This is a genomic window from Micromonospora sp. A3M-1-15 (assembly GCF_024213425.1).
GTDB lineage: Bacteria > Actinomycetota > Actinomycetes > Mycobacteriales > Micromonosporaceae > Micromonospora > Micromonospora chersina.
In genome coordinates this window covers 148,272-172,196 of the sequence record NZ_JANAVK010000002.1, presented here as the reverse complement: position 1 = coordinate 172,196, position 23,925 = coordinate 148,272, and the positions used below count along the sequence as shown (strand labels likewise).

Annotated in this window: 22 protein-coding genes; 5 read left to right on the top strand and 17 right to left on the bottom strand. The window is 73.8% G+C overall.

The genetic code is table 11. From position 1 onward, the window contains the following. Window position 1: 1 nt before the first annotated feature. The 3 genes from NLX85_RS10470 to NLX85_RS10460 form a co-directional block, all read right to left on the bottom strand. Window positions 2–751 carry a hypothetical protein gene (locus NLX85_RS10470; protein ID WP_254334045.1) on the bottom strand — a complete coding sequence of 250 codons (750 nt, stop codon included), beginning with the start codon at window positions 749–751 and terminating at the stop codon, window positions 2–4. Between the two features lie 106 nt (window positions 752–857). After that, window positions 858–1,421: a peptide deformylase gene (locus tag NLX85_RS10465; protein WP_254334038.1), complete on the bottom strand. Its 564-nt coding sequence runs from the start codon at window positions 1,419–1,421 to the stop codon at window positions 858–860. Beyond that, the gene (locus NLX85_RS10460) at window positions 1,418–1,930 is read right to left on the bottom strand and encodes a glycine cleavage system protein R (protein WP_254334036.1); all 513 of its coding nucleotides are present in this window, start codon (window positions 1,928–1,930) and stop codon (window positions 1,418–1,420) included. Before NLX85_RS10460 ends, NLX85_RS10465 begins: the two co-directional genes overlap by 4 nt. A 96-nt stretch (window positions 1,931–2,026) precedes the next feature. Between NLX85_RS10460 and NLX85_RS10455 the strand changes: the two genes are divergently transcribed. Beyond that, window positions 2,027–2,932, top strand: coding sequence for an A/G-specific adenine glycosylase (locus NLX85_RS10455; protein ID WP_254334034.1), 906 nt, complete (start codon window positions 2,027–2,029; stop codon window positions 2,930–2,932). Window positions 2,933–3,018: 86 nt separating this feature from the next. On the opposite strand, the gene NLX85_RS10450 is transcribed toward NLX85_RS10455, so the two are convergent. The 3 genes from NLX85_RS10450 to lysS all read right to left on the bottom strand — a co-directional run bounded on the left by NLX85_RS10450 (window position 3,019) and on the right by lysS (window position 8,009). Continuing rightward, window positions 3,019–5,556, bottom strand: coding sequence for an ATP-dependent Clp protease ATP-binding subunit (locus NLX85_RS10450; RefSeq protein WP_046562693.1), 2,538 nt, complete (start codon window positions 5,554–5,556; stop codon window positions 3,019–3,021). Between the two features lie 481 nt (window positions 5,557–6,037). Continuing rightward, complete coding sequence (locus NLX85_RS10445) at window positions 6,038–6,388, bottom strand: Lsr2 family protein (protein WP_091267630.1); 351 nt, start codon at window positions 6,386–6,388, stop codon at window positions 6,038–6,040. A 112-nt stretch (window positions 6,389–6,500) separates the two neighbouring features. Beyond that, window positions 6,501–8,009, bottom strand: coding sequence for a lysine--tRNA ligase (gene lysS / locus NLX85_RS10440; protein ID WP_254334032.1), 1,509 nt, complete (start codon window positions 8,007–8,009; stop codon window positions 6,501–6,503). 91 nt (window positions 8,010–8,100) lie between these two features. On the opposite strand from lysS, the gene NLX85_RS10435 reads away from it, so the two are divergent. Then, window positions 8,101–8,841, top strand: a complete 741-nt coding sequence (locus tag NLX85_RS10435; protein ID WP_254334030.1) for a class I SAM-dependent methyltransferase — start codon at window positions 8,101–8,103, stop codon at window positions 8,839–8,841. 112 nt (window positions 8,842–8,953) lie between these two features. After that, the gene (locus tag NLX85_RS10430; RefSeq protein ID WP_254334022.1) at window positions 8,954–9,745 is read left to right on the top strand and encodes a class I SAM-dependent methyltransferase; all 792 of its coding nucleotides are present in this window, start codon (window positions 8,954–8,956) and stop codon (window positions 9,743–9,745) included. A gap of 3 nt (window positions 9,746–9,748) precedes the next feature. On the opposite strand, the gene NLX85_RS10425 is transcribed toward NLX85_RS10430, so the two are convergent. The 7 genes from NLX85_RS10425 to NLX85_RS10395 all read right to left on the bottom strand — a co-directional run bounded on the left by NLX85_RS10425 (window position 9,749) and on the right by NLX85_RS10395 (window position 16,665). Next, window positions 9,749–10,507, bottom strand: coding sequence for a type III pantothenate kinase (locus NLX85_RS10425; RefSeq protein ID WP_254334020.1), 759 nt, complete (start codon window positions 10,505–10,507; stop codon window positions 9,749–9,751). Between the two features lie 94 nt (window positions 10,508–10,601). Continuing rightward, window positions 10,602–11,498, bottom strand: coding sequence for a carboxylating nicotinate-nucleotide diphosphorylase (gene nadC / locus NLX85_RS10420; RefSeq protein ID WP_254334018.1), 897 nt, complete (start codon window positions 11,496–11,498; stop codon window positions 10,602–10,604). 103 nt (window positions 11,499–11,601) lie between these two features. After that, window positions 11,602–13,302: an L-aspartate oxidase gene (locus tag NLX85_RS10415; RefSeq protein ID WP_254334016.1), complete on the bottom strand. Its 1,701-nt coding sequence runs from the start codon at window positions 13,300–13,302 to the stop codon at window positions 11,602–11,604. A 61-nt stretch (window positions 13,303–13,363) separates the two neighbouring features. Continuing rightward, entirely contained in the window at window positions 13,364–14,257 is an 894-nt protein-coding gene (locus tag NLX85_RS10410; RefSeq protein WP_254334015.1) for a septum formation family protein, read from the bottom strand. A gap of 96 nt (window positions 14,258–14,353) precedes the next feature. Beyond that, the gene (gene panD, locus NLX85_RS10405; RefSeq protein WP_091267084.1) at window positions 14,354–14,782 is read right to left on the bottom strand and encodes an aspartate 1-decarboxylase; all 429 of its coding nucleotides are present in this window, start codon (window positions 14,780–14,782) and stop codon (window positions 14,354–14,356) included. Window positions 14,783–14,813: 31 nt separating this feature from the next. Then, window positions 14,814–15,662, bottom strand: a complete 849-nt coding sequence (gene panC, locus NLX85_RS10400) for a pantoate--beta-alanine ligase (RefSeq protein ID WP_254334013.1) — start codon at window positions 15,660–15,662, stop codon at window positions 14,814–14,816. Between the two features lie 55 nt (window positions 15,663–15,717). Further along, complete coding sequence (locus NLX85_RS10395; protein WP_254334011.1) at window positions 15,718–16,665, bottom strand: Rossmann-like and DUF2520 domain-containing protein; 948 nt, start codon at window positions 16,663–16,665, stop codon at window positions 15,718–15,720. A gap of 225 nt (window positions 16,666–16,890) precedes the next feature. Here NLX85_RS10395 and NLX85_RS10390 point away from each other — a divergent pair, with 225 nt between their 5' ends. Next, window positions 16,891–17,985 carry an SAM-dependent methyltransferase gene (locus tag NLX85_RS10390; RefSeq protein ID WP_254335507.1) on the top strand — a complete coding sequence of 365 codons (1,095 nt, stop codon included), beginning with the start codon at window positions 16,891–16,893 and terminating at the stop codon, window positions 17,983–17,985. Beyond that, window positions 17,982–19,151: an NADH-quinone oxidoreductase subunit D gene (locus NLX85_RS10385; protein WP_254334010.1), complete on the top strand. Its 1,170-nt coding sequence runs from the start codon at window positions 17,982–17,984 to the stop codon at window positions 19,149–19,151. The genes NLX85_RS10390 and NLX85_RS10385 overlap by 4 nt, the downstream gene beginning before the upstream one ends. Before the next feature lie 50 nt (window positions 19,152–19,201). Here NLX85_RS10385 and NLX85_RS10380 read toward each other — a convergent pair whose 3' ends face one another. The 4 genes from NLX85_RS10380 to NLX85_RS10365 all read right to left on the bottom strand — a co-directional run bounded on the left by NLX85_RS10380 (window position 19,202) and on the right by NLX85_RS10365 (window position 23,923). Beyond that, complete coding sequence (locus NLX85_RS10380; protein WP_254334008.1) at window positions 19,202–21,208, bottom strand: hypothetical protein; 2,007 nt, start codon at window positions 21,206–21,208, stop codon at window positions 19,202–19,204. A 150-nt stretch (window positions 21,209–21,358) separates the two neighbouring features. Next, the gene (locus NLX85_RS10375) at window positions 21,359–22,360 is read right to left on the bottom strand and encodes a glycine betaine ABC transporter substrate-binding protein (protein WP_091317063.1); all 1,002 of its coding nucleotides are present in this window, start codon (window positions 22,358–22,360) and stop codon (window positions 21,359–21,361) included. A 157-nt stretch (window positions 22,361–22,517) separates the two neighbouring features. After that, on the bottom strand, window positions 22,518–23,240 hold the full coding sequence (locus tag NLX85_RS10370; protein WP_254334006.1) for an ABC transporter permease: 723 nt from the start codon (window positions 23,238–23,240) through the stop codon (window positions 22,518–22,520). Then, window positions 23,237–23,923, bottom strand: coding sequence for an ABC transporter permease (locus NLX85_RS10365; RefSeq protein ID WP_091317058.1), 687 nt, complete (start codon window positions 23,921–23,923; stop codon window positions 23,237–23,239). Before NLX85_RS10365 ends, NLX85_RS10370 begins: the two co-directional genes overlap by 4 nt. Window positions 23,924–23,925: the final 2 nt, after the last annotated feature.

The following is a 23,925-nucleotide window of genomic DNA, read 5'->3' as shown; positions in this document are numbered from 1 at the left end:
GTCAGCCGGTGATGGTCAGCTTCACCGGCTCGCTGAGCTTGGTGCCCACCCGGGCGAAGACCTGGTAGGTGCCGATCGGGGCGTACGGGCCATTGGCCAGGCCGTTGGCGCAGCGGCTCACGTCGCGCCCGTTCCAGCCCAGCTCGTAGGAGCGCTCGAAGTTCGGCGTGAACGACTGCACGTCCGAGCCCTTGCCGGTGCCGCAGGTGTCCGAGGACCAGATCTTCTCGGCGCCGGCCTTGACGTAGAGCTCCTGGAGGTCGGCGCCCACGTCCCGGCTGCAGGTGCGGTCGGAGATGTTCTTGATTTTGAGGCGCAGGGTGACGGTCGTGCCCCGCTGGGCGGTGGCCGGCACCGCCACCGGGGTCACCCGGATCTCCGAGTCGGTGCAGGTGCCGTCGTCGGCCACCGGGGCGGCCGGCGCGCCACCGTCGTTCGTGCCGGAGCCGCCGTTGTTCGTCCCCGTGCCGCCGCCGTTGTTCGTCCCGCTGCCGTCGCCCGTGCCGCTGCCGCCACCCGAGTCGCCCGCGGTGGGCGAGGGGCTGGTGGACTGCGGGGTCAGCAGCGAGCCGGTCGGCCCCGGAGCCGCCGTGTTGCTCGGTGACACACCGCCCGCGGACCCACCGGTGTTCCGGTCGGGGCCGGTGCAGGAATAGAGCAGGACAATCACAAAGAGCAGCGTGGCGCCGAGTACGACGGCTCGACGCCGCCAGTACACGGTGGGAGGCAGAGGGCCGACCGTCAGACGCATGATGCGTTCACCGTAGCGGCGCGACGCCCGGCCCGCTGGCGCGACGCGCCGGTGACCCTTCGCCCGGCCCCACCGACGCTCCACAGTGGATGCCCATCGCGACGGCTCAGAGGTAGACCTTGCGCTGGTAGACGGCGTGCGCCCCGGCCACCCGGTCGAGGAAGAGCAGGCCGGCGCAGTGGTCGATCTCGTGCTGGAGCGCCCGCGCCTCGAACCCGTCGGTGACCAGCCGCACCGGCTCGCCGCTGCCCGGCAGCACGCCCTCGACCACCAGGCGGCTGGCCCGCTTCACGTCGCCGGTCAGGTCGGGCACCGACATGCAGCCCTCCCGCCCGGCCTTCCAGCGGCTCGCCTCCACCACGGTGGCGTTGCAGAGCACGAAGGTGCCGTGCACGGTGACCGCCTTCGAGTGGCCGGTCACGTCCACGGCGAACACCTGGGCGCTCACCCCGACCTGCGGCGCCGCCAGGCCCACGCAGCCGGGCGACACCCGCATGGTGGCGACCAGGTCGGCCGCGAGCTGCACCACCTCGGCCGAGGTCGGGTCGACCGCCGGCCCGGGCCGGCTGAGCACCGGGTCGGGCGCGGCCACCACCGTGCGTACCTCGCCGGCGAGGCCGAGCTTCTCCGGGGTCCAGCCGCCCAGGCCGACGTACTCCTCCGCCGTCACAGCAGGTCCGTGTCCGCCGGGCGGAGGCTGACCCCCACGCCCAGCTCCGCGGCGGTGCGGGCGAGCCGGCCGGCCACCTCGTCGGCGCTGTCCGGCGGCAACTCGACCTCGGCGACCACCACGTAGAGGGAACCGGTCAGCCGGGTGCTCAGGTCGGTGACGTTGCCGCCCGCGTCGGTCAGCACCCGGGTCATGGCCGCCACGATGCCCATCCGGTCCGCGCCGTGCACGGCCATCACGTACGGCTCGCCGGCCGGCGCGGCCTGCCCGTCGGGGGTGACCGCCCGTACGGTGGCCAGCAGCTGACCCTCGGCGGCGAGCGGGGCCAGCGCGGCCTCGACGTCGGCGGCGGCCGGGCCCACGCAGATCAGGGTCATGGCGAAGTGTCCCCGCAACCGGGTCATCGTCGAGTCGGTGAGGTTCGCGCCGAGCCGCGCGAGGACCTCGGCGACGTCGGCCACGATGCCCGGCCGGTCCCGGCCGATGACGGTGATCGCGAGCTCGTTCATCCGGACATTCTGCCCGGTGACCGCCGGTGCGCCGCGACGGCCCGCCCGCCCCGCCCAACCTGCGGGAAAGCCGCCCGTGACATCATCGGCCGCGCCATGACTGTGCCCACCTTCGCCACCCTGGTCAGCCGCTGGTACGAGCGCAACGCCCGCGACCTGCCCTGGCGTGAGCCCGGTGTCGGCGCCTGGGCGATCCTGGTCAGCGAGGTCATGCTCCAGCAGACGCCGGTGGTCCGGGTGCTGCCCGCCTGGGAGGCGTGGCTGACCCGCTGGCCGACCCCGGCCGCGCTGGCCGGGGACAGCCCGGCCGAGGCGATCCGGATGTGGGGCCGCCTCGGCTATCCCCGCCGTGCCGTACGCCTGCGCGACTGCGCGGTGGCCATCGTGGAACGGCACGGCGGCGAGGTGCCGGACCGGCTCGACCACCTGCTGGCGCTGCCCGGGGTCGGCACGTACACGGCCCGGGCGGTCGCGGCCTTCGCGTACGGGCAGCGGCACCCGGTGGTGGACACCAACGTGCGGCGGGTGGTGTGCCGGGCGATCGCCGGTGAGCCCGACGCCGGTCCGGCCACCCGCCCCGCCGACCTGGTCGCCACCGAGGAACTGCTGCCGATAGAGCCGGCCGCGGCGGCGCTGGCCAGCGCGGCGTTCATGGAGCTCGGGGCGGTGGTCTGCACCGCCCGCGCCCCGCGCTGCGCGGTGTGCCCGCTCGAGTCGGTCTGCGCCTGGCGGGCCTCCGGCCAGCCGGCACCGGCCGGGCCGACCCGCCGCCCCCAGCGCTACGCCGGCACCGACCGCCAGGTGCGCGGCCTGCTCCTCGCCGTGCTGCGCGATGCTCCCGGTCCGGTGCCGCACCAGCGCCTCGACCGGGTGTGGCACGACGACGTGCAGCGGGCCCGGGCGCTCGCCGGGCTGGTCACCGACGGCCTGGTCGAGCCGGTCGGCGAGGAGTCCTTCCGGCTGATCGGGGACGGTCCGCCGGTCCCGCTCCCCCGCCCCTGACGCACCCGACCTCCGAGCAGGGAAAAGGCGACGGCCCCGGCGGCTTTCGCCTGCCGGGGCCGTCGCCCTCGATCAGTTGCCCGAACTCAGGCGGCGTCGTCCGCGCCCGTGGCGGCGGTGCCGCCGAGGTCCGCCGGGACCGCGTCCGGCACGGCCACCGGCCGGTCGGCGCCCCGGAAGACGAGCTTGGACTTGTCGATGTTGTCCGGGTCGCCCTCGCAGTCCACCACCACGATCTGACCCGGGGTCAGCTCGTTGAAGAGGATCCGCTCGGACAGGTTGTCCTCGATGTCGCGCTGGATCGTGCGACGCAGCGGCCGCGCGCCCAGCACCGGGTCGAAGCCCTTCTTCGCCAGGTACTTCTTGGCGTTGTCGGTCAGCTCCAGGCCCATGTCCTTGTTCCTCAGCTGCGTCTCGATCCGGGCGATCATGATGTCCACGATCTGGAGGATCTCGTTCTCGCGCAGCTGGTGGAAGACGATGGTGTCGTCGATCCGGTTCAGGAACTCGGGCCGGAAGTGCTGCTTGAGCTCGTCGTTGACCTTCTGCTTCATCCGGTCGTAGTTCGACTCGGAGTCCTCAGAGGCCTGGAAGCCCAGCGACACCGCCTTGGCGACGTCCCGCGTGCCGAGGTTGGTGGTCAGGATGATGACCGTGTTCTTGAAGTCCACGATCCGACCCTGGCCGTCGGTGAGCCGCCCGTCCTCCAGGATCTGGAGGAGCGTGTTGAACACGTCCGGGTGGGCCTTCTCGATCTCGTCGAAGAGGACCACCGAGAACGGCCGACGACGCACCTTCTCGGTCAGCTGCCCGCCCTCGTCGTAGCCGACGTAGCCGGGAGGGGCACCCACGAGCCGGGACACCGTGTACCGGTCGTGGAACTCGGACATGTCCAGCTGGATGAGGGCGTCCTCGCTGCCGAACAGGAACTCGGCGAGCGCCTTGGAGAGCTCGGTCTTACCGACGCCGGACGGGCCGGCGAAGATGAACGAGCCGGACGGGCGCTTCGGGTCCTTCAGGCCGGCCCGGGTTCGCCGGATCGCCTTCGAGACCGCCTTGACCGCGTCCTCCTGGCCGATGACGCGCTTGTGCAGCTCGTCCTCCATGCGCAGCAGGCGCGAGGTCTCCTCCTCGGTCAGCTTGTAGACCGGGATGCCGGTCCAGTTGCCGAGCACCTCGGCGATCTGCTCGTCGTCGACCTCGCTGACGACGTCCAGGTCACCGGCCTTCCACTCCTTCTCCCGCTGGGCCTTCTGCCCGAGGAGCTGCTTCTCCTTGTCACGGAGCTGCGCGGCCCGCTCGAAGTCCTGCGCGTCGATCGCGGACTCCTTGTCGCGGCGGACCTGGGCGATCCGCTCGTCGAAGTCGCGCAGGTCTGGCGGCGCGGTCATCCGGCGGATGCGCATCCGGGCGCCGGCCTCGTCGATCAGGTCGATCGCCTTGTCCGGCAGGAAGCGGTCCGAGATGTACCTGTCGGCCAGAGTCGCGGCAGCAACGAGAGCCGCGTCGGTGATGCTCACCCGGTGGTGCGCCTCGTAGCGGTCCCGCAGGCCCTTGAGGATCTCGATGGTGTGGGCCAGCGACGGCTCACCCACCTGGATCGGCTGGAAGCGGCGCTCGAGAGCGGCGTCCTTCTCCAGGTGCTTGCGGTACTCGTCCAGGGTGGTGGCGCCGATGGTCTGCAGCTCGCCACGGGCCAGCATCGGCTTGAGGATGCTGGCGGCGTCGATCGCGCCCTCGGCGGCACCCGCACCCACCAGGGTGTGGATCTCGTCGATGAACAGGATGATGTCGCCGCGGGTGCGGATCTCCTTGAGCACCTTCTTGAGGCGCTCCTCGAAGTCACCGCGGTAGCGGGAGCCGGCGACCAGGGCACCGAGGTCGAGGGTGTAGAGCTGCTTGTCCTTCAGCGTCTCGGGCACCTCGCCCTTGATGATCTTCTGGGACAGCCCCTCCACCACGGCGGTCTTGCCGACGCCGGGCTCACCGATCAGGACCGGGTTGTTCTTGGTGCGGCGGGACAGCACCTGCATGACCCGCTCGATCTCCTTCTCGCGCCCGATGACCGGGTCGAGCTTGCCCTCGCGGGCGGCCTGGGTCAGGTTCCGGCCGAACTGGTCCAGCACGAGGCTGGTCGACGGCGCGGCCTCGCCCGGCGCGGCGCCCGCCGCGGCCGGCTCCTTGCCCTGGTAGCCGGAGAGCAGCTGGATCACCTGCTGGCGGACCCGGTTGAGGTCGGCGCCGAGCTTGACCAGCACCTGGGCGGCGACGCCCTCGCCCTCACGGATCAGGCCGAGCAGGATGTGCTCCGTGCCGATGTAGTTGTGGCCGAGCTGCAGCGCCTCGCGCAGCGACAGCTCCAGCACCTTCTTGGCCCGCGGCGTGAACGGGATGTGCCCGCTCGGCGCCTGCTGGCCCTGGCCGATGATCTCCTCGACCTGCTGACGGACGCCCTCGAGGGAGATGCCGAGGCTCTCCAGGGCCTTTGCCGCGACACCCTCACCTTCGTGGATCAGGCCCAGCAGGATGTGCTCCGTACCGATGTAGTTGTGGTTGAGCATCCGGGCCTCTTCTTGGGCCAGGACGACAACCCGTCGCGCTCGGTCGGTGAACCGCTCGAACATGCCCTCGTGCTCCTCACGTGCCGTGCGCCTTGATGGTCAGATCTCGGCGGGGCCGGTGCGCGGACGTCCGGGACGGGCGTCCGTGCCTCCTTACTCTATCGCCGCGGACCGACTCCGCTGAGGTCGTGTGTCCCCGCGAATGGTCGTGCACGCGTCGTTTCTGACAACCGTCCGCGCTCAGGAGGTGTTCCGGTACCCCAGCCTGTACGCGCAGAGCGAAATTCGACCGCCGGTGGAAAAGCCCGGTCGAGGGGCTCATGCGGGGGCGTCGGCGCCCGGCCGCGGTCTTCCACAACCTGTGGACAGCATCTCCACCGCCTGTGGACAACTCCCCCGGGGACCGGTTTCTTCCCGGCTCCGGAGCGCCCCCGGCGCGGCCGGCGCGGACCGGACAGACGGCGCAGGTGGGCGGAAACGGCGACGCCGGCCCGGAGTGGCACTCCGGTCCGGCGTCGTGTCGCCCGCTGCGGGGGTCGTCGGGTCAGTGCCCCGCCTTCGCGTGGTACTCGTCCACGATCTCCTGCGGGATGCGCCCCCGGTCGGAGATGTCCTTGCCGGCCTTCTTGGCCCAGGCCCGGATGGCCTTGTTCTGCTCGCGGTCCGCGGTCGCGCCGCCACGACCCCGCGCGGCCCGGCCACCCACGACCACCCCGCCGCGACCGACCTTCGTCCCGTGCGCGATGTACTGCGCGAATACGTCCCGCAATTTTTCAGCGTTGGAAGCCGAGAGGTCGATCTCGTACTGCACACCGTCGAGCGCGAACTTGACGGTCTCGTCAGCGTCCCCGCCGTCCAGGTCATCGACCAGCTTGTGAATGATCTGCTTGGCCACGTCCCACATTCCTTTCGAGCAGGGTTGCGCCCCTGTAATACAGGAGCACAATAACCCGCCCGCTGCTTGCTCCGTCAATAGGATGCGGTAACGACCCGGAGAAGCTTCTGTGCTACTCGGGCCGGACCAACGGGAACAGGATGGTTTCCCGAATTCCCAGGCCGGTCAGCGCCATCAAGAGCCGGTCGATTCCCATTCCCATACCACCGGCCGGCGGCATTCCGTACTCCATCGCCCGGAGAAAGTCCTCGTCCAGTCGCATGGCCTCGTCGTCGCCCCGGGCCGCGAGCTGCGCCTGGGCCACCAGCCGCTCCCGCTGCACCACCGGGTCGACCAGCTCCGAGTACGCCGTGCCCAGCTCGAAGCCGAGCACGTAGAGGTCCCACTTCTCGGCCAGGCCCGGCTCGCTGCGGTGGGCCCGGGTCAGCGGGCTGGTCTCCTCCGGGTAGTCGCGCACGAAGGTGGGCGCCTGCAGGGACGGGACCACCAACTCCTCGAACAGCTCCTCGGCCAGCTTGCCCGGGCCCCACTTCGGGTCGACGGAGAGGCCGACCTTGTCCGCGTACTCGACGAGGCGGGCCCTTTCGGTGCGGACGGCGACCTCCTCACCGAGCGCTTCGGAAAGAACACCGAACAGCGACACCGAGCGCCACTCGCCGCCCAGATCGAACTCGCGGCCGTCGGCGTGCGTGACCACCGTCGAGCCGGCGACCGCGAGGGCGGCCTGCTGCACGAGATTTCGGGTCAGCTCGGCCATGGTGTTGTAGTCGCCGTACGCCTGGTAGGTCTCGAGCATCGCGAACTCGGGCGAGTGCGAGGAGTCGATGCCCTCATTACGGAAGTTGCGGTTGATCTCGAAGACCCGGTCGACGCCGCCGACGACCGCACGCTTGAGAAACAGTTCCGGCGCGATTCGCAGATACAGATCGGTGTTCAACGCATTGCTGTGGGTCACGAATGGGCGGGCCGCCGCGCCGCCGTGCAGCAACTGGAGCATCGGGGTCTCGACCTCGATGAAGTCCTGCGCGTGCAGGGTGTCCCGGAGGCTGCGCACCGCGGTGGCCCGGGTGCGGACCATCTGCCGGGCCTGCGGGCGGACCACCAGGTCGACGTAGCGCTGCCGGACCCGGGCCTCCTCGCTCAACGGCTTGTGCGCCACCGGCAGCGGGCGCAGCGCCTTGGCCGTGACCGCCCACTCCTCGACCAGCACCGACAGCTCACCGCGCCGGCTGGTGATCACCTCACCGGTCACCCCGACGTGGTCGCCCAGGTCGACCAGGCGCTTCCAGTCGTCCAGCCGCTCGGCGCCGACCCGGTCCAGGGAGAGCATCGCCTGGAGTTCGGTGCCGTCGCCGTCCCGCAGGGTGGCGAAGCACAGCTTGCCGGTGTTGCGCACGAAGATCACCCGGCCGGTCACCGAGACCCGGTCGCCGGTGGCCGTGTCGGTGGGCAGCTCGGCGTACCGCTCGCGGATCTTCGCCAGTGTGGTGGTCCGCGGGAAGCCGACCGGGTACGGCTCGACGCCCTCGGCGAGCATCCGGTCCCGCTTCTCCCGGCGGACCTTCATCTGCTCCGGAAGGTCGTCGGCGGGGTCTACTGGCAGGGCGTTCTGCTCGGTCACGGCACGCTTCCTCAGACGGAGAATTCGGGCGGGGTCAGGCCCCGAGCGTACTCAAGGGCCCGCCGGGTCGTTACGGGATAACCTGCCCGCCATGACCGACCCCACTGAGGCCCTGTCGTTCGGCGCCGCCGCGGCCGACTACGACCGCTACCGGCCCCGCTATCCCGAGGCCGCGCTGCGGTGGGCGCTCGACGACCTCACTCCGCCGGCCCGGACCGTCGACCTGGGCGCCGGCACCGGGATCGTCACCCGCGGCCTGCTCGCCCTCGGGCACGAGGTGACCGCCGTCGAGCCCGACCCCGGGATGCGGGCCCAGTTCGGGGCCGCCACGCCGGGCGTCGCCGCCCGGGCCGGCAGCGCCGAGTCGGTCCCGCTGCCCGACGGGTACGCGGACGCGGTGCTGGTCGGCCAGGCGTACCACTGGTTCGACCGGGATCGGGCGCACCCGGAGATCGCCCGGGTGCTGCGGGCCGGCGGGATCTTCGCGGCCATCTGGAACCTCCGCGACGACCGGGTCGGCTGGGTGACCGAGCTGAACCGGATCGCCGAGATCGGCGACACCGTCGACCACCTGCGCGCGACGGTCACCGGCTTCGGCCCCCGGTTCGCGTCGCCCGAGTGGGGCGAGTTCGGCCACGCGACCACCCTGACCCCGGACGAGCTGCTCGGCATGGTGCGCACCCGCTCGCACTACCTGACCGCCGCGCCGGACCGGCGCCGCGAGGTCGACGCCGAGCTGCGCGACCTGCTCGCCACCCACCCCGACCTGGCCGGCCGGGACACCGTCGACCTTCCCTACCGCACCCTGGTCGCCCGGACGCGGCGACCCTGACCCGGCGCCCGCCGATCGCCGCACCCGGTCGCCCCGGCCGCTGATCGGACCACCGCCACCGGGCGCACCACGGCGACCCCCGCGCGGCCGGCCGCGGCACTAGCCTCGGCCCATGGCCGACGTGAACCAGGCACTCTCCTTCGGCGCCGCCGCCGCCGACTACGACCGGTTCCGCCCCCGCTATCCGGAGGAGGCGCTGCGCTGGGCGCTGGACGGGCTGGCCGCCCCGGCACGGGTCGTCGACCTCGGGGCGGGCACCGGCATCCTCACCCGCGGCGTGCTCGCGCTGGGAGCCGACGGCGCCGGGTCGCGGCGCGGCGCGAGACGTGCCGAGCTGGAGGTGTCGCAGGTCGTACCCGTGGAGCCGGATCCGGGGATGCGGGCGCAACTGGCGGCCGCCACCCCCGGCACGACGGCGCTGGCCGGCAGCGCCGAGGCGGTGCCGCTGCCCGACGGGTCGGCCGACGCCGTGCTGGTCGGGCAGGCCTACCACTGGTTCGACCGGGAGCCCGCGCACGCCGAGATCGCCCGCGTGCTGCGGCCGGGCGGCACGTTCGCGCCGATCTGGAACGTCCGGGACGAGCGGGTGACCTGGGTGGCGGAGCTGACCCGGATCGCCCACCTCGGCTACAACGCCGGCGACGTGACCGAGAAGTACTCCGACTTCGGGCCCGCCTTCACCCCGGTCGAGCTGGGCGAGTTCGCCCACACCACCACGCTGACCCCGGACGAGGTGGTCGGCATGCTGCACACCCGCTCGTACTGGCTGACCGCCACGCCCGCCGAACGGGAGCGGATCGACCGCGAGCTGCGGGAACTCTTCGCCACCCACACCGACCTGGCCGGCCGGGCCACGGTCGAGCTGCCCTACCGCACCCTGGTGCTGCGCTCCCGGCGGCGGTGAGGCTCAGTTGTTGCGCTCGTAGACCATCCGCAGGCCGATCAGGGTGATCATCGGCTCGTGGTGGGTGATGGTGCGGCACTCGCTGAGCACCAGCGAGGCCAGGCCCCCCGTGGCGATCACGGCCTTCACCTCGCCCAGCTCCTCAATCATCCGCTCGACGATCCGGTCCACCTGGCCGGCGAAGCCGAAGTAGAGACCGGCCTGGAGGCACTCGACGGTGTTCTTGCCGATCACCGAGCGGGGCCGGGTGGCCTCCACCTTGCGCAGCTGGGCGGCGCGGGCGGCGAGCGCGTCGAAGGAGATCTCGATGCCCGGCGCGAACGCGCCGCCGAGGAACTCGCCCCGGCCGCTGATCACGTCGAAGTTGGTGGTGGTGCCGAAGTCGACCACGATGCACGGCCCGCCGTAGAGGGTGTACGCGGCCAGGGTGTTCACCACCCGGTCCGCGCCGACCTCCTTGGGATTGTCGATGGCGAGCTGCACGCCCGTGCGTACCCCGGGCTCGACGATCACGCTGGGCAGGTCGGCGTAGTAGCGGGCCAGCATGGTGCGCAGCGAGCGCAGCGCGGCCGGCACGGTCGAGCAGGCGGCCACCCCGGTGATCTCCACGGCGTCACCGGCGAGCAGTCCCCGGAACATCAGACCCAGCTCGTCCGCGGTGGACCGGGCGTCGGTCTTGATCCGCCAGTTGTGCACCAGCTTGTCGCCGTCGAAGGTCGCCAGCACGGTGTTGGTGTTCCCGATGTCGATGCAGAGCAGCACAGCGGCAGCCTAGACGGCGCTCGCGCCGGCGGTGAAGCGCGAGGAGTGAGCCGGGGTTGCGAGCCCCGCAGTCGCGAACGAAGACCAGCTCATGTCATTCCTCGCGCAGATCAAGGGCGATGTCCAGGATCGGCGAGGAGTGGGTCAGCGCGCCGACGGAGAGGAAGTCGACGCCGGTCGCCCCGTACTCGGCGGCCACCGGCAGGGTGAGCCCGCCGGTCGCCTCAAGCTCCGCCCGGTCGCCCACCGCGGCGACCACCTCGCGCAGCTGCGCCGGGGTCATGTTGTCCAGCAGCAGGAAGTCGGCGCCGGCCTCGACCGCCTCCACCGCCTCGGCCAGGGTGTCCACCTCCACCTGCACCGGGACGTCCGGGAACGCCTCCCGGACCCGGCGGAAGGCCGCCCCGATCCCACCCGCGGCGACCTTGTGGTTGTCCTTGATCATGGCCACGTCGTGCAGGCCCATCCGCTTGTTCGTGCCGCCGCCGGCGCGGACCGCGTACTTCTCCAGGGCCCGCAGGCCCGGGGTGGTCTTGCGGGTGTCGAGCACCATCGCCTTGGTGCCGGCCAGCGCGTCGGCCCACGCCCGGGTGTGGGTGGCCACCCCGGACATCCGGGAGAGCAGGTTGAGCGCGGTCCGCTCGGCCGTGAGCAACAGCCGGGTCGGGCCGGTCACCGTGGCCAGCACGTCGCCGCGCGCCACCCGCTGCCCGTCGTGGGCCACCAGCGACACCTCGACGGTACGGTCCGCCCCGGTCACCTCCCCCACCAGCTCGAACACGGCGGCGGCCACCGGCAGCCCGGCCACCACGCCGTCGGCGCGGGCGACCAGGTCGCCGGTGTCGTTCTGCGCGTCCGGGATGGTGGCGACGCTCGTGACGTCGAGGAAGTCCGCGCCCAGGTCCTCGGTGAGCGCGTCGACGACCACCCGCCGGACCCGCTCCGGGTCCAGGCCCCCGGCCCGCAGCGCCCGCTCCGTCGACTCCCTCACCGTGCCTCCTTCGTTCGCGACTGCGGGGCTCGCAAGACCGGCTCACTCCTCGCGCTCACCGCGAGCCTCCTTCGTTCGCGACTGCGGGGCTCGCAAGACCGGCTCACTCCTCGCGCTCACCGCGAGCCTCCCAGCGCTCGTTCAAAAAGCCCTCCGCCCCGACGCCGGCGACGAGGTGGCCCCGCCACCGCTCGTCGGCCGTCGGGAAGTCCTCCCGCCAGTGGCAGCCCCGGGTCTCCCGGCGGGCGTACGCGGCGGCCACCAGGGTCGACGCCACCGTCATCAGGTTCGTCGCCTCCCAGTCGGCGGTGCGCGGCACGCCCCGGGCCTGGCCCAGCTCGGTGAGGGTGGCGGCGGTGTCGGCGAGGGTCGACGCCGACCGGAGCACCCCCGCGCCCCGGGTCATGGCCCGCTGGAGGGTGGGCGTGGCACCCGCCGGCACCAGCCAGCCCTGGCCGCCCACCCAGGCGCCGGTCTCCGCCGGCTTCGCCTGCTCGGGTAGCCCGGCGGCGATGTCCTCGGCGATCCGGCGGGAGAAGACCAGCCCCTCCAGCAGCGAGTTGCTGGCCAGCCGGTTGGCGCCGTGCACGCCGGTGCAGGCGACCTCGCCGCAGGCGTACAGGCCCGGGATGGAGGTGCGGCCGCGCAGGTCGGTCCGGACACCGCCGGAGGCGTAGTGCGCGGCCGGGGCGACCGGGATCAGGTCGGCGGCCGGGTCCACGCCGATGGCCAGGCACGAGGCCACGATGGTGGGGAAGCGCCGGGCCAGGAAGTCGCCGCCCAGGTGGCGGGCGTCCAGAAAGACGTGGTCCGCGCCGGTGGCCAGCAGCACCCGGTGGATGCCCTTGGCCACCACGTCCCGCGGCGCCAGCTCGGCCAGCTCGTGCTGGCCCACCATGAACCGCTTGCCGTCGCCGTCGACCAGGTGGGCGCCCTCGCCGCGCAGCGCCTCCGAGACCAGCGGCTGCTGGGCGAGGCCGGCGCCCGGCTCACCGGCCGGCACGATCAGGGCGGTGGGGTGGAACTGCACGAACTCCACGTCGGTGACCGCCGCGCCGGCGCGCAGCGCGAGCGCCACCCCGTCGCCCGTGGAGACCGCCGGGTTGGTGGTGGCCGCGAAGATCTGCCCCATCCCGCCGGTGGCCAGCACCACGGCCCGGCCCAGGATGGCCCCGACGCCGTCCTCGCTGCCCTCGCCGAGCACGTGCAGGGTGATCCCGCAGGCCGGGCCGAGGCCGTCCGGCCCGTCGCCTGGGGCACGGAGCAGGTCCAGCACCAGGGCGTGCTCGACCAGCCGGATCCACGGGTCGCGGCGGACCGCGTCGTGCAGCGCCCGCTGCACCTCGGCCCCGGTGGCGTCGCCGCCGGCGTGCACGATCCGGTCGGCGCGGTGGCCGCCCTCCCGGGTGAGCATCAGCGAGCCGTCCGGGTTGCGGTCGAACTCCGCCCCGATCCGCATCAGCTCGCGCAGCCGGGTCGGACCCTCCTCCACCAGCACCCGCACGGCCGCCGGGTCGCAGAGGCCCACGCCGGCCACCTCGGTGTCGTACGCGTGCGCGGCCGGCGTGTCCGCCGGGTCGAGCACCGCCGCGATGCCGCCCTGCGCCCAGCGGGTCGAACCCTCGTCGATGTTGACCTTGGTGACCACGGTGACGTGCAGCCCCGCCTCGCGCAGGTGCAGCGCGGCGGTCAGCCCGGCGACCCCGGACCCGACGACGATCACGTCGGTGGTCTCCACCCAGCCGGGTGCGGGCGCGGCGAGCAGCCGGGGCAGCGCCGGCAGGTCGACGGTCGGAAGGTCCATGAGCACAGTCAACCCGAAGGCCTCTCATCCCGGGCGGCGGGGGCGGGACGAGTGGTTTCGGCTACCTCGTCCGGACCGGCAGGCCGGCCGGGCCGGCCCCCTTCAGGGAGGCGGTCACCGTGCGGTCGCTGAGCCAGAGGTAGCAGCGCACGCCCCGGTCACCGACCACCCACCGGCCGGCGCCGGGCGGGCGGACCACCACGCCGCTGCGGAACCGCAGCGTCGGGTCGTCGGGCACGCCGGCGTACTTGGCCAGGACCGTGTTGCAGCCGGTGTAGAGGGGCGCCCAGTCGGCGGCCTTCTTCGGGTACGGGCGGTCCGGCGCCGCCCACACCCCGACGAACTCGGCGTCGTGCGCGGCACGGCAGTCGACCGGGGTGAGGGTCTGCACCCGGCGGGCGTCCCGGCCGGTGCGCTGGCAGCCCAGCCGCAGCGGGGACGGCCCCTTGAGCGCGTCGCGCAGGCTGCCCGTGCGGGTCACCACGGTCGCCGCCGCCTCGACCGTGGTCAGTTCGGTCAGGTCGCAGCGGTACCAGCGGGAACCGGCCGCCCAGCCGGGGCCGGTGGGCAGCGCCACGGCCAGCCGCAGCCGGCCCGCCCGCCAGTTGTCACCGACGTAGCCGCCGGCCCGGGTGTCGCACTCCGCGAAGGCGGTGCGCAGCTCGGCCGAGCCGAGCGCCGGCGGGGTCGCCCGCTCGCCGGTGAACGCCCCCACGTGCACCGTCTCCACCCGGTGCGGCAGGTCACAGCCGACCGGGTCATAGCCGGACAGGCCCACGGCGGGGGTGAAGTCGGCGACCTGGCACACCCCGGCCGCCGGGGTGAACGGGCCGGCCGGCGGCAGGGCGCCCCAGTCGTCGGTGAGATCCCCGTCCGGCCCGCCCGACGAGGCGCAACCGGCCAGCGCCACGACCGCGACCAACGCGGCGGCGAGGCCCCGCATCGCACCGCCCATCGCGCCTCCCCCAGCCCGACGACCGTCGATTCCGACGGTCCGACCAGGGTAGCGGGAAATGACCTTCCGGTGACAGACCGTACGTGCGGCCCGAGATCAGTTGAGGGCGGCGGCCAGCGGGTTGGGGACGGGGTCGCCGGCGGTGCCGGGGGCGGCCGTCGTCGGGTCGGCGGTCAGGTCGACGACCTTGTTGTCGGCGTCGACGTGCACCACCCGCGGCTGGTACGCGCGCGCCTCGGCGTCGTCCATCTGCCCGTACGAGATGAGGATGACCAGATCGCCGGGGTGTACGAGGTGCGCCGCGGCGCCGTTGATGCCGATCACGCCGCTGCCCCGCCGCCCCGGGATCACGTACGTCTCCAGCCGGGCGCCGTTGGTGATGTCCACGATTGCGACCTGCTCGCCGGGGATGAGGTCGGCGGCGTCGAGCAGATCCTCGTCCACGGTCACCGAGCCGACGTAGTGCAGGTCGGCCTGGGTCACCGTGGCGCGGTGGATCTTCGACTTGAGCATGGTCCGGAGCATCGGGGTGCCTTTCCGAAGGGATGTGATGGGGTCAGGAACGCGGGGCGAGGTGGATCGCCGCGTTGTCGATGAGCCGGGTGGCCCCGACCCAGGCGGCGATCAGCAGCCGCGCCGCGCCGGAGACCGGGCCGGGCTCCAGGTCGGCGTCGGTGAGCACCAGGTAGTCGAGGCGGGCGCCGGGCGTACCCGAGTCGAAGCCCCGGTGGGCGGCGGCCAGCACCGCGCCGGCGTCCGCGCCCTGCTCGGCGGCTTCGGCGCCGGCCCGCAGCGCGGCGGACAGGCTCAGCGCGGCCGCCCGCTCGTCGGCCGACAGGTAGCGGTTACGGCTGGACAGGGCCAGTCCGTCCGGTTCGCGTACGGTCGGCACCCCGACGATCTCCGTCGGCACGTCCAGGTCGCGGACCATCCGCCGGACCAGGGTGAGCTGCTGGTAGTCCTTCTCGCCGAAGAAGGCGAGGTCGGGACGGGTGAGCTGGAGCAGCTTCATGACCACGGTGAGCACGCCGTGGAAGAAGCCGGGGCGGCTCAGCCCCTCCAGGTCCTCACCGAGCGGGCCCGGGTTCAGCCGCACCGTCGGCTGGCCCTCCGGGTACATGTCCGTCACCGCCGGGGCGAACACCACGTCCGCGCCGGCCCGCCGGCAGATCTCCAGGTCGGCGTCGAGGGTGCGCGGGTAGCGGTCGAAATCCTCGTTCGGGCCGAACTGGAGCGGGTTCACGAAGATCGTCACGAGGACGTGGTCCGCCCGCTCCCGGGCCGCCCGCAGCAGGGTCTCGTGCCCCGAGTGCAGCGCGCCCATGGTCATCACCACGCCGACCGTGCCGGTCAGCGCGTCCCGCGCCGCCGCGAGCTCCTTGCGGGTGTGCACCAGCTCGGTCACAGTGCCTCCTCGGTTCGGGACTGCAGGGCTCGCAAAACCGGCTCACTCCGCGCCCTCACGCCCAGACCTCCATCCCGTCCAGCACGTCCAGCAGCGGCGCCGCGTCCGCCGGCCGCAGCCGGCCCGCCGCGATCGCACGGTCCGCCGTCCGTCGTGCCAACGCCAGGTAGGGGGGCACGGATTCCGGCGCGGTCGCCGCCAGGCGTTCCAGGTGCCGGCGTACGGTGCCCGCGTCGCCCCGCGAGACCGGGCCGGTGAGCGCGTCGTCACCGAGCCGCAGCGCGTTCTCCAGGGCGGCCCGCAGCAGCGGGGCGAGCACCTTCTCCGGCCGGTCCACCCCGGCGTCGCGCAGCCGGTCGGCGGCCTCGTTGACCAGGGTCACCAGGTGGTTCGCGCCGTGCGCCAGCGCCGCGTGGTAGAGCGGCCGGTCGCCCTCCGCCACCCACTCCGGCACGCCGCCCAGGTCGGTCACCAGCCGGGCGGCGAACGCGCGCAGCTCGGCCGGGGCGGTCACCCCGTAGGAGATGCCGGTGAGGCGGGTCAGGTCGTCCGGCGTGCCGGTGAAGGTCATGGCCGGGTGCAGCGCGAGCGGCCGCGCGCCGGCGGCGGCGGCCGGGGCGAGGACGGACAGCCCGTGTGCGCCGGACGTGTGCGCGATCACCTGGCCGGGGCGCAGCGCGCCGGCCTCGGCCAGGCCGGCGACCACCCCGGCGAGGGCGTCGTCGGGGACCGCCACGATCAGCAGGTCGGTGGCGGCACGGGCCACGGCGGCCGCGGAGCGGGTCGGCGTCTGCGGCAGCAGCAGCGCCATCCGGGCCCTGGCCGCACCGGAGGTGCCGGCGGCGGCGACCACCCGGTGGCCGGCAGCCGCGAGGGCCGCGCCGAGCACGGTGCCGACCCGGCCGGCGCCGATCACGCCGACCGTGAGCATGCGGGGGAAGACGAGCGGGGCGTCGGCGGCCCGGTGCGGGGCGGCGGGACGCGAACGCAGGGGTGCGCTCATGGCAATCGATCCAGTCCTCGGAGGGGGTACCGGTCGATCGCAAGTATGCGCCGGGGCCACGGAGCCGAAACAAGGATGTGTGAAAACCTTCACCGACGGCGCGAAGGGGCCGCTCCGGCGGCGCGGAACGGCCCCTTCTGGTACGCCGGCCCACCTCGCGGAGGCGCCCGCCGTAGGGTCGGCACGGTGACGCCCCCTGAACGTCCGCTCCGCTGGCGCGAGGCGATGGCGACGGCCCTCTACGGGCCGGACGGCTTCTTCGTCTCCGGCCCGGGGCCGGCCGCCCACTTCCGCACGAGCGTCCACGCCTCCCCGGTCTTCACCTCGTGCCTGCTCCGGCTGCTGTCTGCTCTCGATGCCGCCCTCGACCATCCCGCCCGGCTCGACGTGGTGGACGTCGGTGCCGGTCGGGGTGAGCTGTTGCGGTCGTTGTCGCTCGCGGTGGGGGAGCCGGCCTCCGTCGGGTCGTCGCCCGTCACGCCGGTGCCGCTGGCCCAGCGGGTACGTCTCGTCGCGGTCGAGAAGGCGCCCCGGCCGGAGGACCTGCCGCCAGAGATCGAGTGGATGAACGAGATTCCGGAAGGCGTCACGGGCCTGCTGGTGGCCACCGAGTGGCTGGACAACGTCCCGCTGGACCTCGCGGCCCACACCCCCGAGGGCTGGCGGTACCTGCTGGTGGACCCGGCGACGGGCGAGGAGTCGACGGGCGACCCGGTCAGCGCGGAGGACACCGCCTGGCTGAACCAGTGGTGGCCCTCCCCCTCCCGCTCCCCCGCCCCCACCGCCGCGTTGATCAAGAAGTTTGCGTCGGAAATGGGCCCGGAATCTGACGCGAACCTCTTGATCAACGAGGCGGGAGGTCGGGGCGAGATCGGGAGGAGCCGGGATGAGGCGTGGGCCGAGGCGATCAATAAGGTCGACCGGGGGCTCGCGTTGGCCGTTGACTACGGGCACCTGCGGGACGGTCGGCCGCTCGGCGGGACGTTGACCGGGTATCGGGGTGGGCGGCAGGTGGCGCCGGTGCCGGACGGGTCGTGTGACGTGACGGCGCACGTGGCCATGGACTCGGTCGCCTCCGCCGGTGAGCGGGTCGCGCGGTGTGCGTACACCCTGGTGTCGCAGCGGGAGGGGCTGCGGGCGCTCGGGGCCGACGGCGGGCGACCGCCGCTGAGCCTTGCCTCCCGGGACCCGGCCGGCTACCTGCGGGCCCTGGCCGCCGCGTCGGCGGTGGCCGAGCTGACCGACCCGGCCGGCCTCGGCGGGCACTGGTGGCTGCTGCAACCGGTCGGCGTCGCCCTCGATGCGCTCATGGCACGATGACGGACATGACCACCGACGCCGGCGACCTCCGCGAACTGACCGTCGGCACCGGGGCCGGCGGGGAGCAGCTCGGCACCGACATGGTGCTCAACATCGGCCCGCAGCACCCGTCGACGCACGGCGTGCTCCGGCTCAAGCTGGTGCTCGACGGCGAGCGGGTGATCTCCGCCGAGCCGATCGTCGGCTACATGCACCGGGGCGCGGAGAAGCTGTTCGAGGTCCGCGACTACCGGCAGATCATCGTGCTGGCCAACCGGCACGACTGGCTCTCCGCCTTCTCCAACGAGCTGGGCGTGGTCCTCGCCGTGGAACGGCTAATGGGCATGGAGGTGCCGGAGCGCGCCACCTGGCTGCGGATGGCGCTCGCCGAGCTGAACCGGGTGCTCAACCACCTCATGTTCCTCGGCTCCTACCCGCTGGAGATCGGCGCGATCACGCCGATGTTCTACGCGTTCCGCGAGCGCGAGACCATCCAGGCCGTCATGGAGGAGGTGTCCGGCGGCCGGATCCACTACATGTTCAACCGGGTGGGCGGGCTCAAGGAGGAGGTGCCGGCCGGCTGGACCACGCGGGCCCGGGCGGCCATCGGCGAGGTCCGGCGCCGGATGCCCGACCTGGACAACCTCATCCGGCGCAACGACATCTTCCTGGCCCGCACCGTCGGGGTCGGCGTGCTGTCGGCTGCCGACGCCGCCGCGTTCGGCGCCTCCGGGCCGGTCGCCCGGGCGTCCGGGCTCGACCTGGACCTGCGCCGGGACGAGCCCTACCTGGCGTACGACCAGCTCGACGTGCCCGTGGTCACCAAGACCGCCGGGGACTGCCACGCCCGCTTCGAGGTGCTGCTCGACCAGGTGTACGCCTCGCTGGACCTCGCCGAGCAGTGCCTGGACCGGGTGGACCGGCTCAGCGGGCCGGTGAACACCCGGCTGCCCAAGGTGGTCAAGGCGCCCGAGGGGCACACCTACGCCTGGACCGAGAACCCGCTCGGCATCAACGGCTACTACCTGGTGTCCCGGGGCGAGAAGACCCCGTGGCGGCTCAAACTGCGCACCGCCTCGTACGCGAACGTGCAGGCGCTGGCGACCCTGCTCCCCGGCTGCCTCGTGCCGGACCTGATCGCCATCCTCGGCTCGATGTTCTTCGTGGTCGGCGACATCGACAAGTAGCGGCGCCGGCAGGCGACCGGGTCAGCGCCAGGCCGCCGGCAGGCGGACCGTCAGCGCCAGCGGTCGGTGCCGCCTGCGCGGGGTGCGTCGTCGCGCGGCGGGTAGCCGTAGCGGGCCGGCTCGGGCTCGACCTGGCGCCACTCCGGCTGGCCGCTGCGCTGCGTCGGGGGCCGCCACTCGTCCGGCACCGGCACGCCCCCGGCCGGGAGCGCCGGTCGGCTCTCCTCGCCCCAGCCGCCGGCCGCCTCTCCGGCACCGGCGCTGCCCCGGACCGACGCCCAGCGGTCCTCGACCCGGTACTCGGTGCCGCCGCCGTCGGCGTGCACCGCGGCCCGCCGCTCCCCGACCCGGATCTCCCGGCCGTGCTCGTCGTCGCGGACCGCGGCCCACCGGTTGCCGGTGCGCAACTCCGACCAGTAGTCGCCGTCCGGGTCGTCGGCCCGGCCGGACTGCTCGGCCGGCGTCCAGGCGCGAGCGCCCGTTCCCGCCCAGCCCTCGGCCGCCCGCTCGCCGTACCCGCCCCGGTCGCCCTGGCCCGACCAGCCGCCCTGGGCGGTCCGGTCAGCCTGGCCGGCCCAGGCGCCCTGGCCGGTGCGGGCGGGCTCGTCGCGTCCGGCGGTCCAGTCCGCCTCCTCGCGGCCGCCGGGCCCCGCCGGCCAGGACCGGTCGTCGGCCGGCCCGTCCTGGCCCGACCGCCAGGCCCGGTCGTCCGCCGGCTCCCCGGCCCAGCCGCGGTCGTCGTCCGCCCGCGCCGGCCAGGCCCGGTCCTCGCCGGACGCCCGGCCGACACCCGCCCACGGGTGCTCGCCGCCGGGCGCGCCCGACCAGGACGCGTCGTCGCGGGGACCGGCGGACCCGGACCAGGAGCGCTCGCCGCCCTGGCCTGACACCGAACCGCCGGGCCGGGAGCCCTCGGCCGGACCGGACCAGCCGCCGCCGACCTGGGCGGACCAGGAGCGCTCGTCCCGACCGGGCCGGGCGCGGTCGTCGTCGGAGTCCCGGTAGCCGGCGCGGCGGTCGTCGTCGGAGTCCCGGTAACCGGCGCGGCGGTCGTCGTCGGAGTCCCGGTAGCCGGCGCGGGGGCGGTCGTCGTCCGAGTCCCGGTAGCCGGCGCGGGGGCGGTCCTCCGGCTCCGCGCCGCTCCACGAGCGTTCCTCGGGCGCCGGGGACCAGCGGCCGGCGTACCCGCCGTACCGGGTGCCCGCCGGGTCGGCGCCACCGTCGACGATGGTGTGCCGGGTGGTGACGTGCACGGTCTCGGTGTGGTGCACCACCCCGACCTGGCGGGGCTCCGGCCGGACCTCCGGCTCCGGCACGCGCGGCGCGCCGTAGACGCCGGTCTGTGCCCGGTCACCGCCGTAGACCCCGGCCTGGGGACGGTCGGCGCCGTAGACGCCGGCCTGCGGACGGTCGGCGCCGTAGACGCCGGCCTGGGCGCGGTCGCCGCCGTAGACGCCGGCCTGCGGGCGGTCGTCGGCGTGGCCCGGGTGCTCGGCGGCGTGGTCGGTGCCGTACCGGGTGCCCGCCCGGCGGGCCGGCTCGTCCTCGTCCCGCACTGGGGGCCGGGCCGGCTCGGGGCGGGCGCGCCCCTCGTCGTACGGCTCGGTGGCGGGCACCCGGGCGCGGCCACCGGCCGGCTCCTCGGCGGCGGACGTGGCGATGCCCGCGGCGGCGGCGATACCGGCGGCCGCCGCGTCCAGCCGACGACGCATCGCGGTGACCGACTCCTGGGTCCGCTGGACCTGGTCGAGCGCCTGGTTGCCGCGCTGGGCGGCGGCCACGATCTCGCCGCGCAGCTCCCGGCGGAGCTGCTCGAGTTCGGCGCGGAGCTCGTCGGCGCCGGCCGCGCCGCCGCCGCTCTCCGCGCGCAGGGCGATGGAGAGGCCGATCAGCACCACGGCCAGGATCGCCAGCACGGCGCCGAACCTGAGCGGGCCGTTGCCGTCGGCGACCAGCAGGATGAGCGCCGCCAGTGGCGCGAGCGCCACGCCGATCCAGAACAGGACGGTCAGCAGCGCGGGACTGCGGTTTTCGGCGGGGGCGACCGAGGCGGGCATGGCTGAGCAGAGTACCGAGAGTTGCCCCGGTAGGGAACGGGCCGAAAGCATCGATGTAAAAGCCGGTGACCAGGACTTCCCATCCGGCCACGGCGGCCTGCCCCGCCGGCGCCGGCGGGCCGGGGCGGCCCGCCGGCGCGGCGGCGTCGGTCAACTGGCGGCGAGCGCGGCGTCCGAGGAGAACACCAGGCCGACGCTGGCCGCGCCGGTCTTCAGGGCGTTCTTGGTCTGCGGGCCGCCCGCGTCGAGCGAGCTGAACGAGCCGGCCTTGAAGTCGTAGACCTCGACGAGGCCGGCCTGGCACTTCGGCCGCTGCGGGCACTCGGGCGGGCCGGCCAGCACGGTGGCCGTGCCGGAGCACTTGGCGGCCAGGTCGGAGAGGGTGGCGACCTGGTACTTGTCGGCGAACGCCTTGGTGACCGCGAAGGCGTTCTGGTCCTGCGCCTGGGCGGGCTGCCCGAAGCTGATGCCGACCTTGTCGCCGGCCGCCTTCAGCGCGCTGACCGTCTTGTCCAGCTCGGGCGAGGAGACCGGCTGGGCGTCCTTGCCGTTGGCCTTGGTGTTGAGGAACTCGGCCATGGTCGCCGCGTACTCGGGAACGACCTGGACCTGGCCCTTCTCCAGGGCCGGCTCGTAGAGCTCGCGGTTGCCGATCGTCTGCACCTTGACCTGGTAGCCGGCCGCGGTGAGCGCGATCTTGTAGAGCTCGGCGATGGTCTGGCTCTCGCTGAAGTTGCCGGCGCCGACCGTCACCTGGCCGCCCGGGCCCTTCTCGACGCCGTCGGTCACGCCGTTGGCGTCGGCGAACTCCTTCGCGGCGACCTGCGGGGTCTTCCGGTCGACGTCGACCGCCCGGTTCAGCTCGATGAGCTTCGGGGTGTCGAGCTTCGCGGAGACCTTGTCGAGCGCGGCCACGAGCTGCGGGGTGGCCGCCTTCGCGTTGACCGCGGGGATGACGTTGTCGGTGTTCTGGAGCTTCTTGTCGTCGGTGAGGACGACGAGCTTGTCGCCCGCCACCGGGGCGCAGCCGGCCCCGGAGGCGCCCTTCTCGGGCGCATCGGTGCCGGAGGAGCCGGCGTCGCCGCAGCCGGCGAGGAGGCCGGCGGTCAGGACGCCGAGCGCCCCGACGGCCAGGCTGGTACGTGCGCGCATCAGTGCCCGCCTTCCGTGTCCCGGCGCGGCCCGTCCGGGCCGGCCGCGTGTCCGACGGGCGATCCGATCAGCCGCCCGCGAGTTCCAGCCAATATCCTCCGGCTCGGACCGACAAACTCCGAGCGGGTTTCGTCACAGGATCGTCACCCGGTGGATTTCAGCCGCCCGCCGTGGCGTCGGCCGCACGGCGGTTCGCCGCCCGCCGGGCCCGGCGCAGCGGGCGCGGTGTGACCACCCGCTCGACCAGCGCCAGCACCCCCTCGACGAGCAGCGCCAGCCCGGCCACCAGGACGCCGCCGGCGACGATCTGGCCGCCGCCGGCCGCGATGTCCAGCCCGAAGCCGGCCCGGATGATCTGCCCGAGCCCGCCGCCGTTGACGAAGGAGGCCAGCGCCGCGGTGGCCACCACCTGGACGGCGGCGGTGCGGAACCCGGCCGCCAGGTAGGGGACCGCGAGCGGCAGCTCCACCCGGCGCAGCACCTGCGCGCCGGAGAGCCCCATCCCGCGCGCCGCGTCGCGGGCCTCCGGGTCGGCCTGCCGCACCCCGGTGTACGCGTTGGCCAGCAGCGGCGGTACCGCGAAGACCGCGAGCGCGACCACCACGGCCGGCCGGCCGAAGCCGAGGAAGGTCAACGGCAGGATGGTCAGCAGGGCCAGGGTCGGGACGGCGAGGGTGACGTTCGACACCAGCAGCACCAGGCCGCCGCCCCGGCCGGTGTGCCCGAGCCAGAGCCCGACCGGCCAGGCCACCAGGCAGCCGAGCAGCACCGCCAGCGCGGACATGCTCAGGTGCTCGCCCAGCCGGTCCAGGACGCCGCCCGGGTTCGTCCAGTTGAGCGGGTCGTTCAGCCAGACGACCGCCTGCTGCACCGGGTTCATGAGTTCCGCCCCCGCAGCCAGGGGGTGAGCAGCCGGCCCACTGCGGCCAGGATCAGGTCGAGCACCAGCGCCAGCAGCACGCAGAGCACGGTGCCGGTCATGATCTGGGCCTTGTAGAAGTTGTTCTGGAAGCCGGCGAAGATGAGCTGGCCGAGGCCGCCCCGGCCGACCACCACGCCGACCGTGACGAGCGCCACCGTGGAGACCGTGGCCAGCCGTACGCCGGTGAGGATGCCGGGGAGCGCCAGCGGCAGTTCGATCCGGAACAGGCGGCCCCAGCGGCCGTAGCCCATGCCTTCGGCGGCCTCCCGCACCTCGGGCGGCACCTGGTTGAGCCCGGCCAGCGCGTTGCGCACGATGACCAGCAGCGCGTACAGAGCCACCACGGTGAGCACGGTGATCGCGCCGATGCCCAGGTACGGAGCGAGGAAGGCGAACAGCGCCAGCGACGGGATGGTGTAGAGCACCCCGGTCAGCGCCACGATCGGCGCGGCCAGCGACCGGAACCAGTAGGCCGCCACCGCGAGCGGCAGCGCCACCAGCGCCGCGATGAGCACGGCACGGGCGGTCAGCCAGGTGTGCTCCCGCAGCGCGGCGAGGATCGTGTCAGAGTTGTCCCGCACGTACTGCCAGGAGAACCACGGGTTACCGGGCGCGGCCCGGTAGCTCAGGTGGAGGGACACAC

Bases quoted from the DNA above. Each gene is read 5' to 3' on its own strand.
- NLX85_RS10470 (WP_254334045.1), bottom strand. From the start codon at position 751: ATGCGTCTGACGGTCGGCCCTCTGCCTCCCACCGTGTACTGGCGGCGT.
- NLX85_RS10460 (WP_254334036.1), bottom strand. From the start codon at position 1,930: ATGAACGAGCTCGCGATCACCGTCATCGGCCGGGACCGGCCGGGCATC.
- NLX85_RS10455 (WP_254334034.1), top strand. From the start codon at position 2,027: ATGACTGTGCCCACCTTCGCCACCCTGGTCAGCCGCTGGTACGAGCGC.
- NLX85_RS10450 (WP_046562693.1), bottom strand. From the start codon at position 5,556: ATGTTCGAGCGGTTCACCGACCGAGCGCGACGGGTTGTCGTCCTGGCC.
- NLX85_RS10435 (WP_254334030.1), top strand. From the start codon at position 8,101: ATGACCGACCCCACTGAGGCCCTGTCGTTCGGCGCCGCCGCGGCCGAC.
- NLX85_RS10430 (WP_254334022.1), top strand. From the start codon at position 8,954: ATGGCCGACGTGAACCAGGCACTCTCCTTCGGCGCCGCCGCCGCCGAC.
- NLX85_RS10415 (WP_254334016.1), bottom strand. From the start codon at position 13,302: ATGGACCTTCCGACCGTCGACCTGCCGGCGCTGCCCCGGCTGCTCGCC.
- NLX85_RS10410 (WP_254334015.1), bottom strand. From the start codon at position 14,257: ATGGGCGGTGCGATGCGGGGCCTCGCCGCCGCGTTGGTCGCGGTCGTG.
- panD (WP_091267084.1), bottom strand. From the start codon at position 14,782: ATGCTCCGGACCATGCTCAAGTCGAAGATCCACCGCGCCACGGTGACC.
- NLX85_RS10395 (WP_254334011.1), bottom strand. From the start codon at position 16,665: ATGAGCGCACCCCTGCGTTCGCGTCCCGCCGCCCCGCACCGGGCCGCC.
- NLX85_RS10390 (WP_254335507.1), top strand. From the start codon at position 16,891: ATGGCGACGGCCCTCTACGGGCCGGACGGCTTCTTCGTCTCCGGCCCG.
- NLX85_RS10385 (WP_254334010.1), top strand. From the start codon at position 17,982: ATGACGGACATGACCACCGACGCCGGCGACCTCCGCGAACTGACCGTC.
- NLX85_RS10380 (WP_254334008.1), bottom strand. From the start codon at position 21,208: ATGCCCGCCTCGGTCGCCCCCGCCGAAAACCGCAGTCCCGCGCTGCTG.
- NLX85_RS10375 (WP_091317063.1), bottom strand. From the start codon at position 22,360: ATGCGCGCACGTACCAGCCTGGCCGTCGGGGCGCTCGGCGTCCTGACC.
- NLX85_RS10370 (WP_254334006.1), bottom strand. From the start codon at position 23,240: ATGAACCCGGTGCAGCAGGCGGTCGTCTGGCTGAACGACCCGCTCAAC.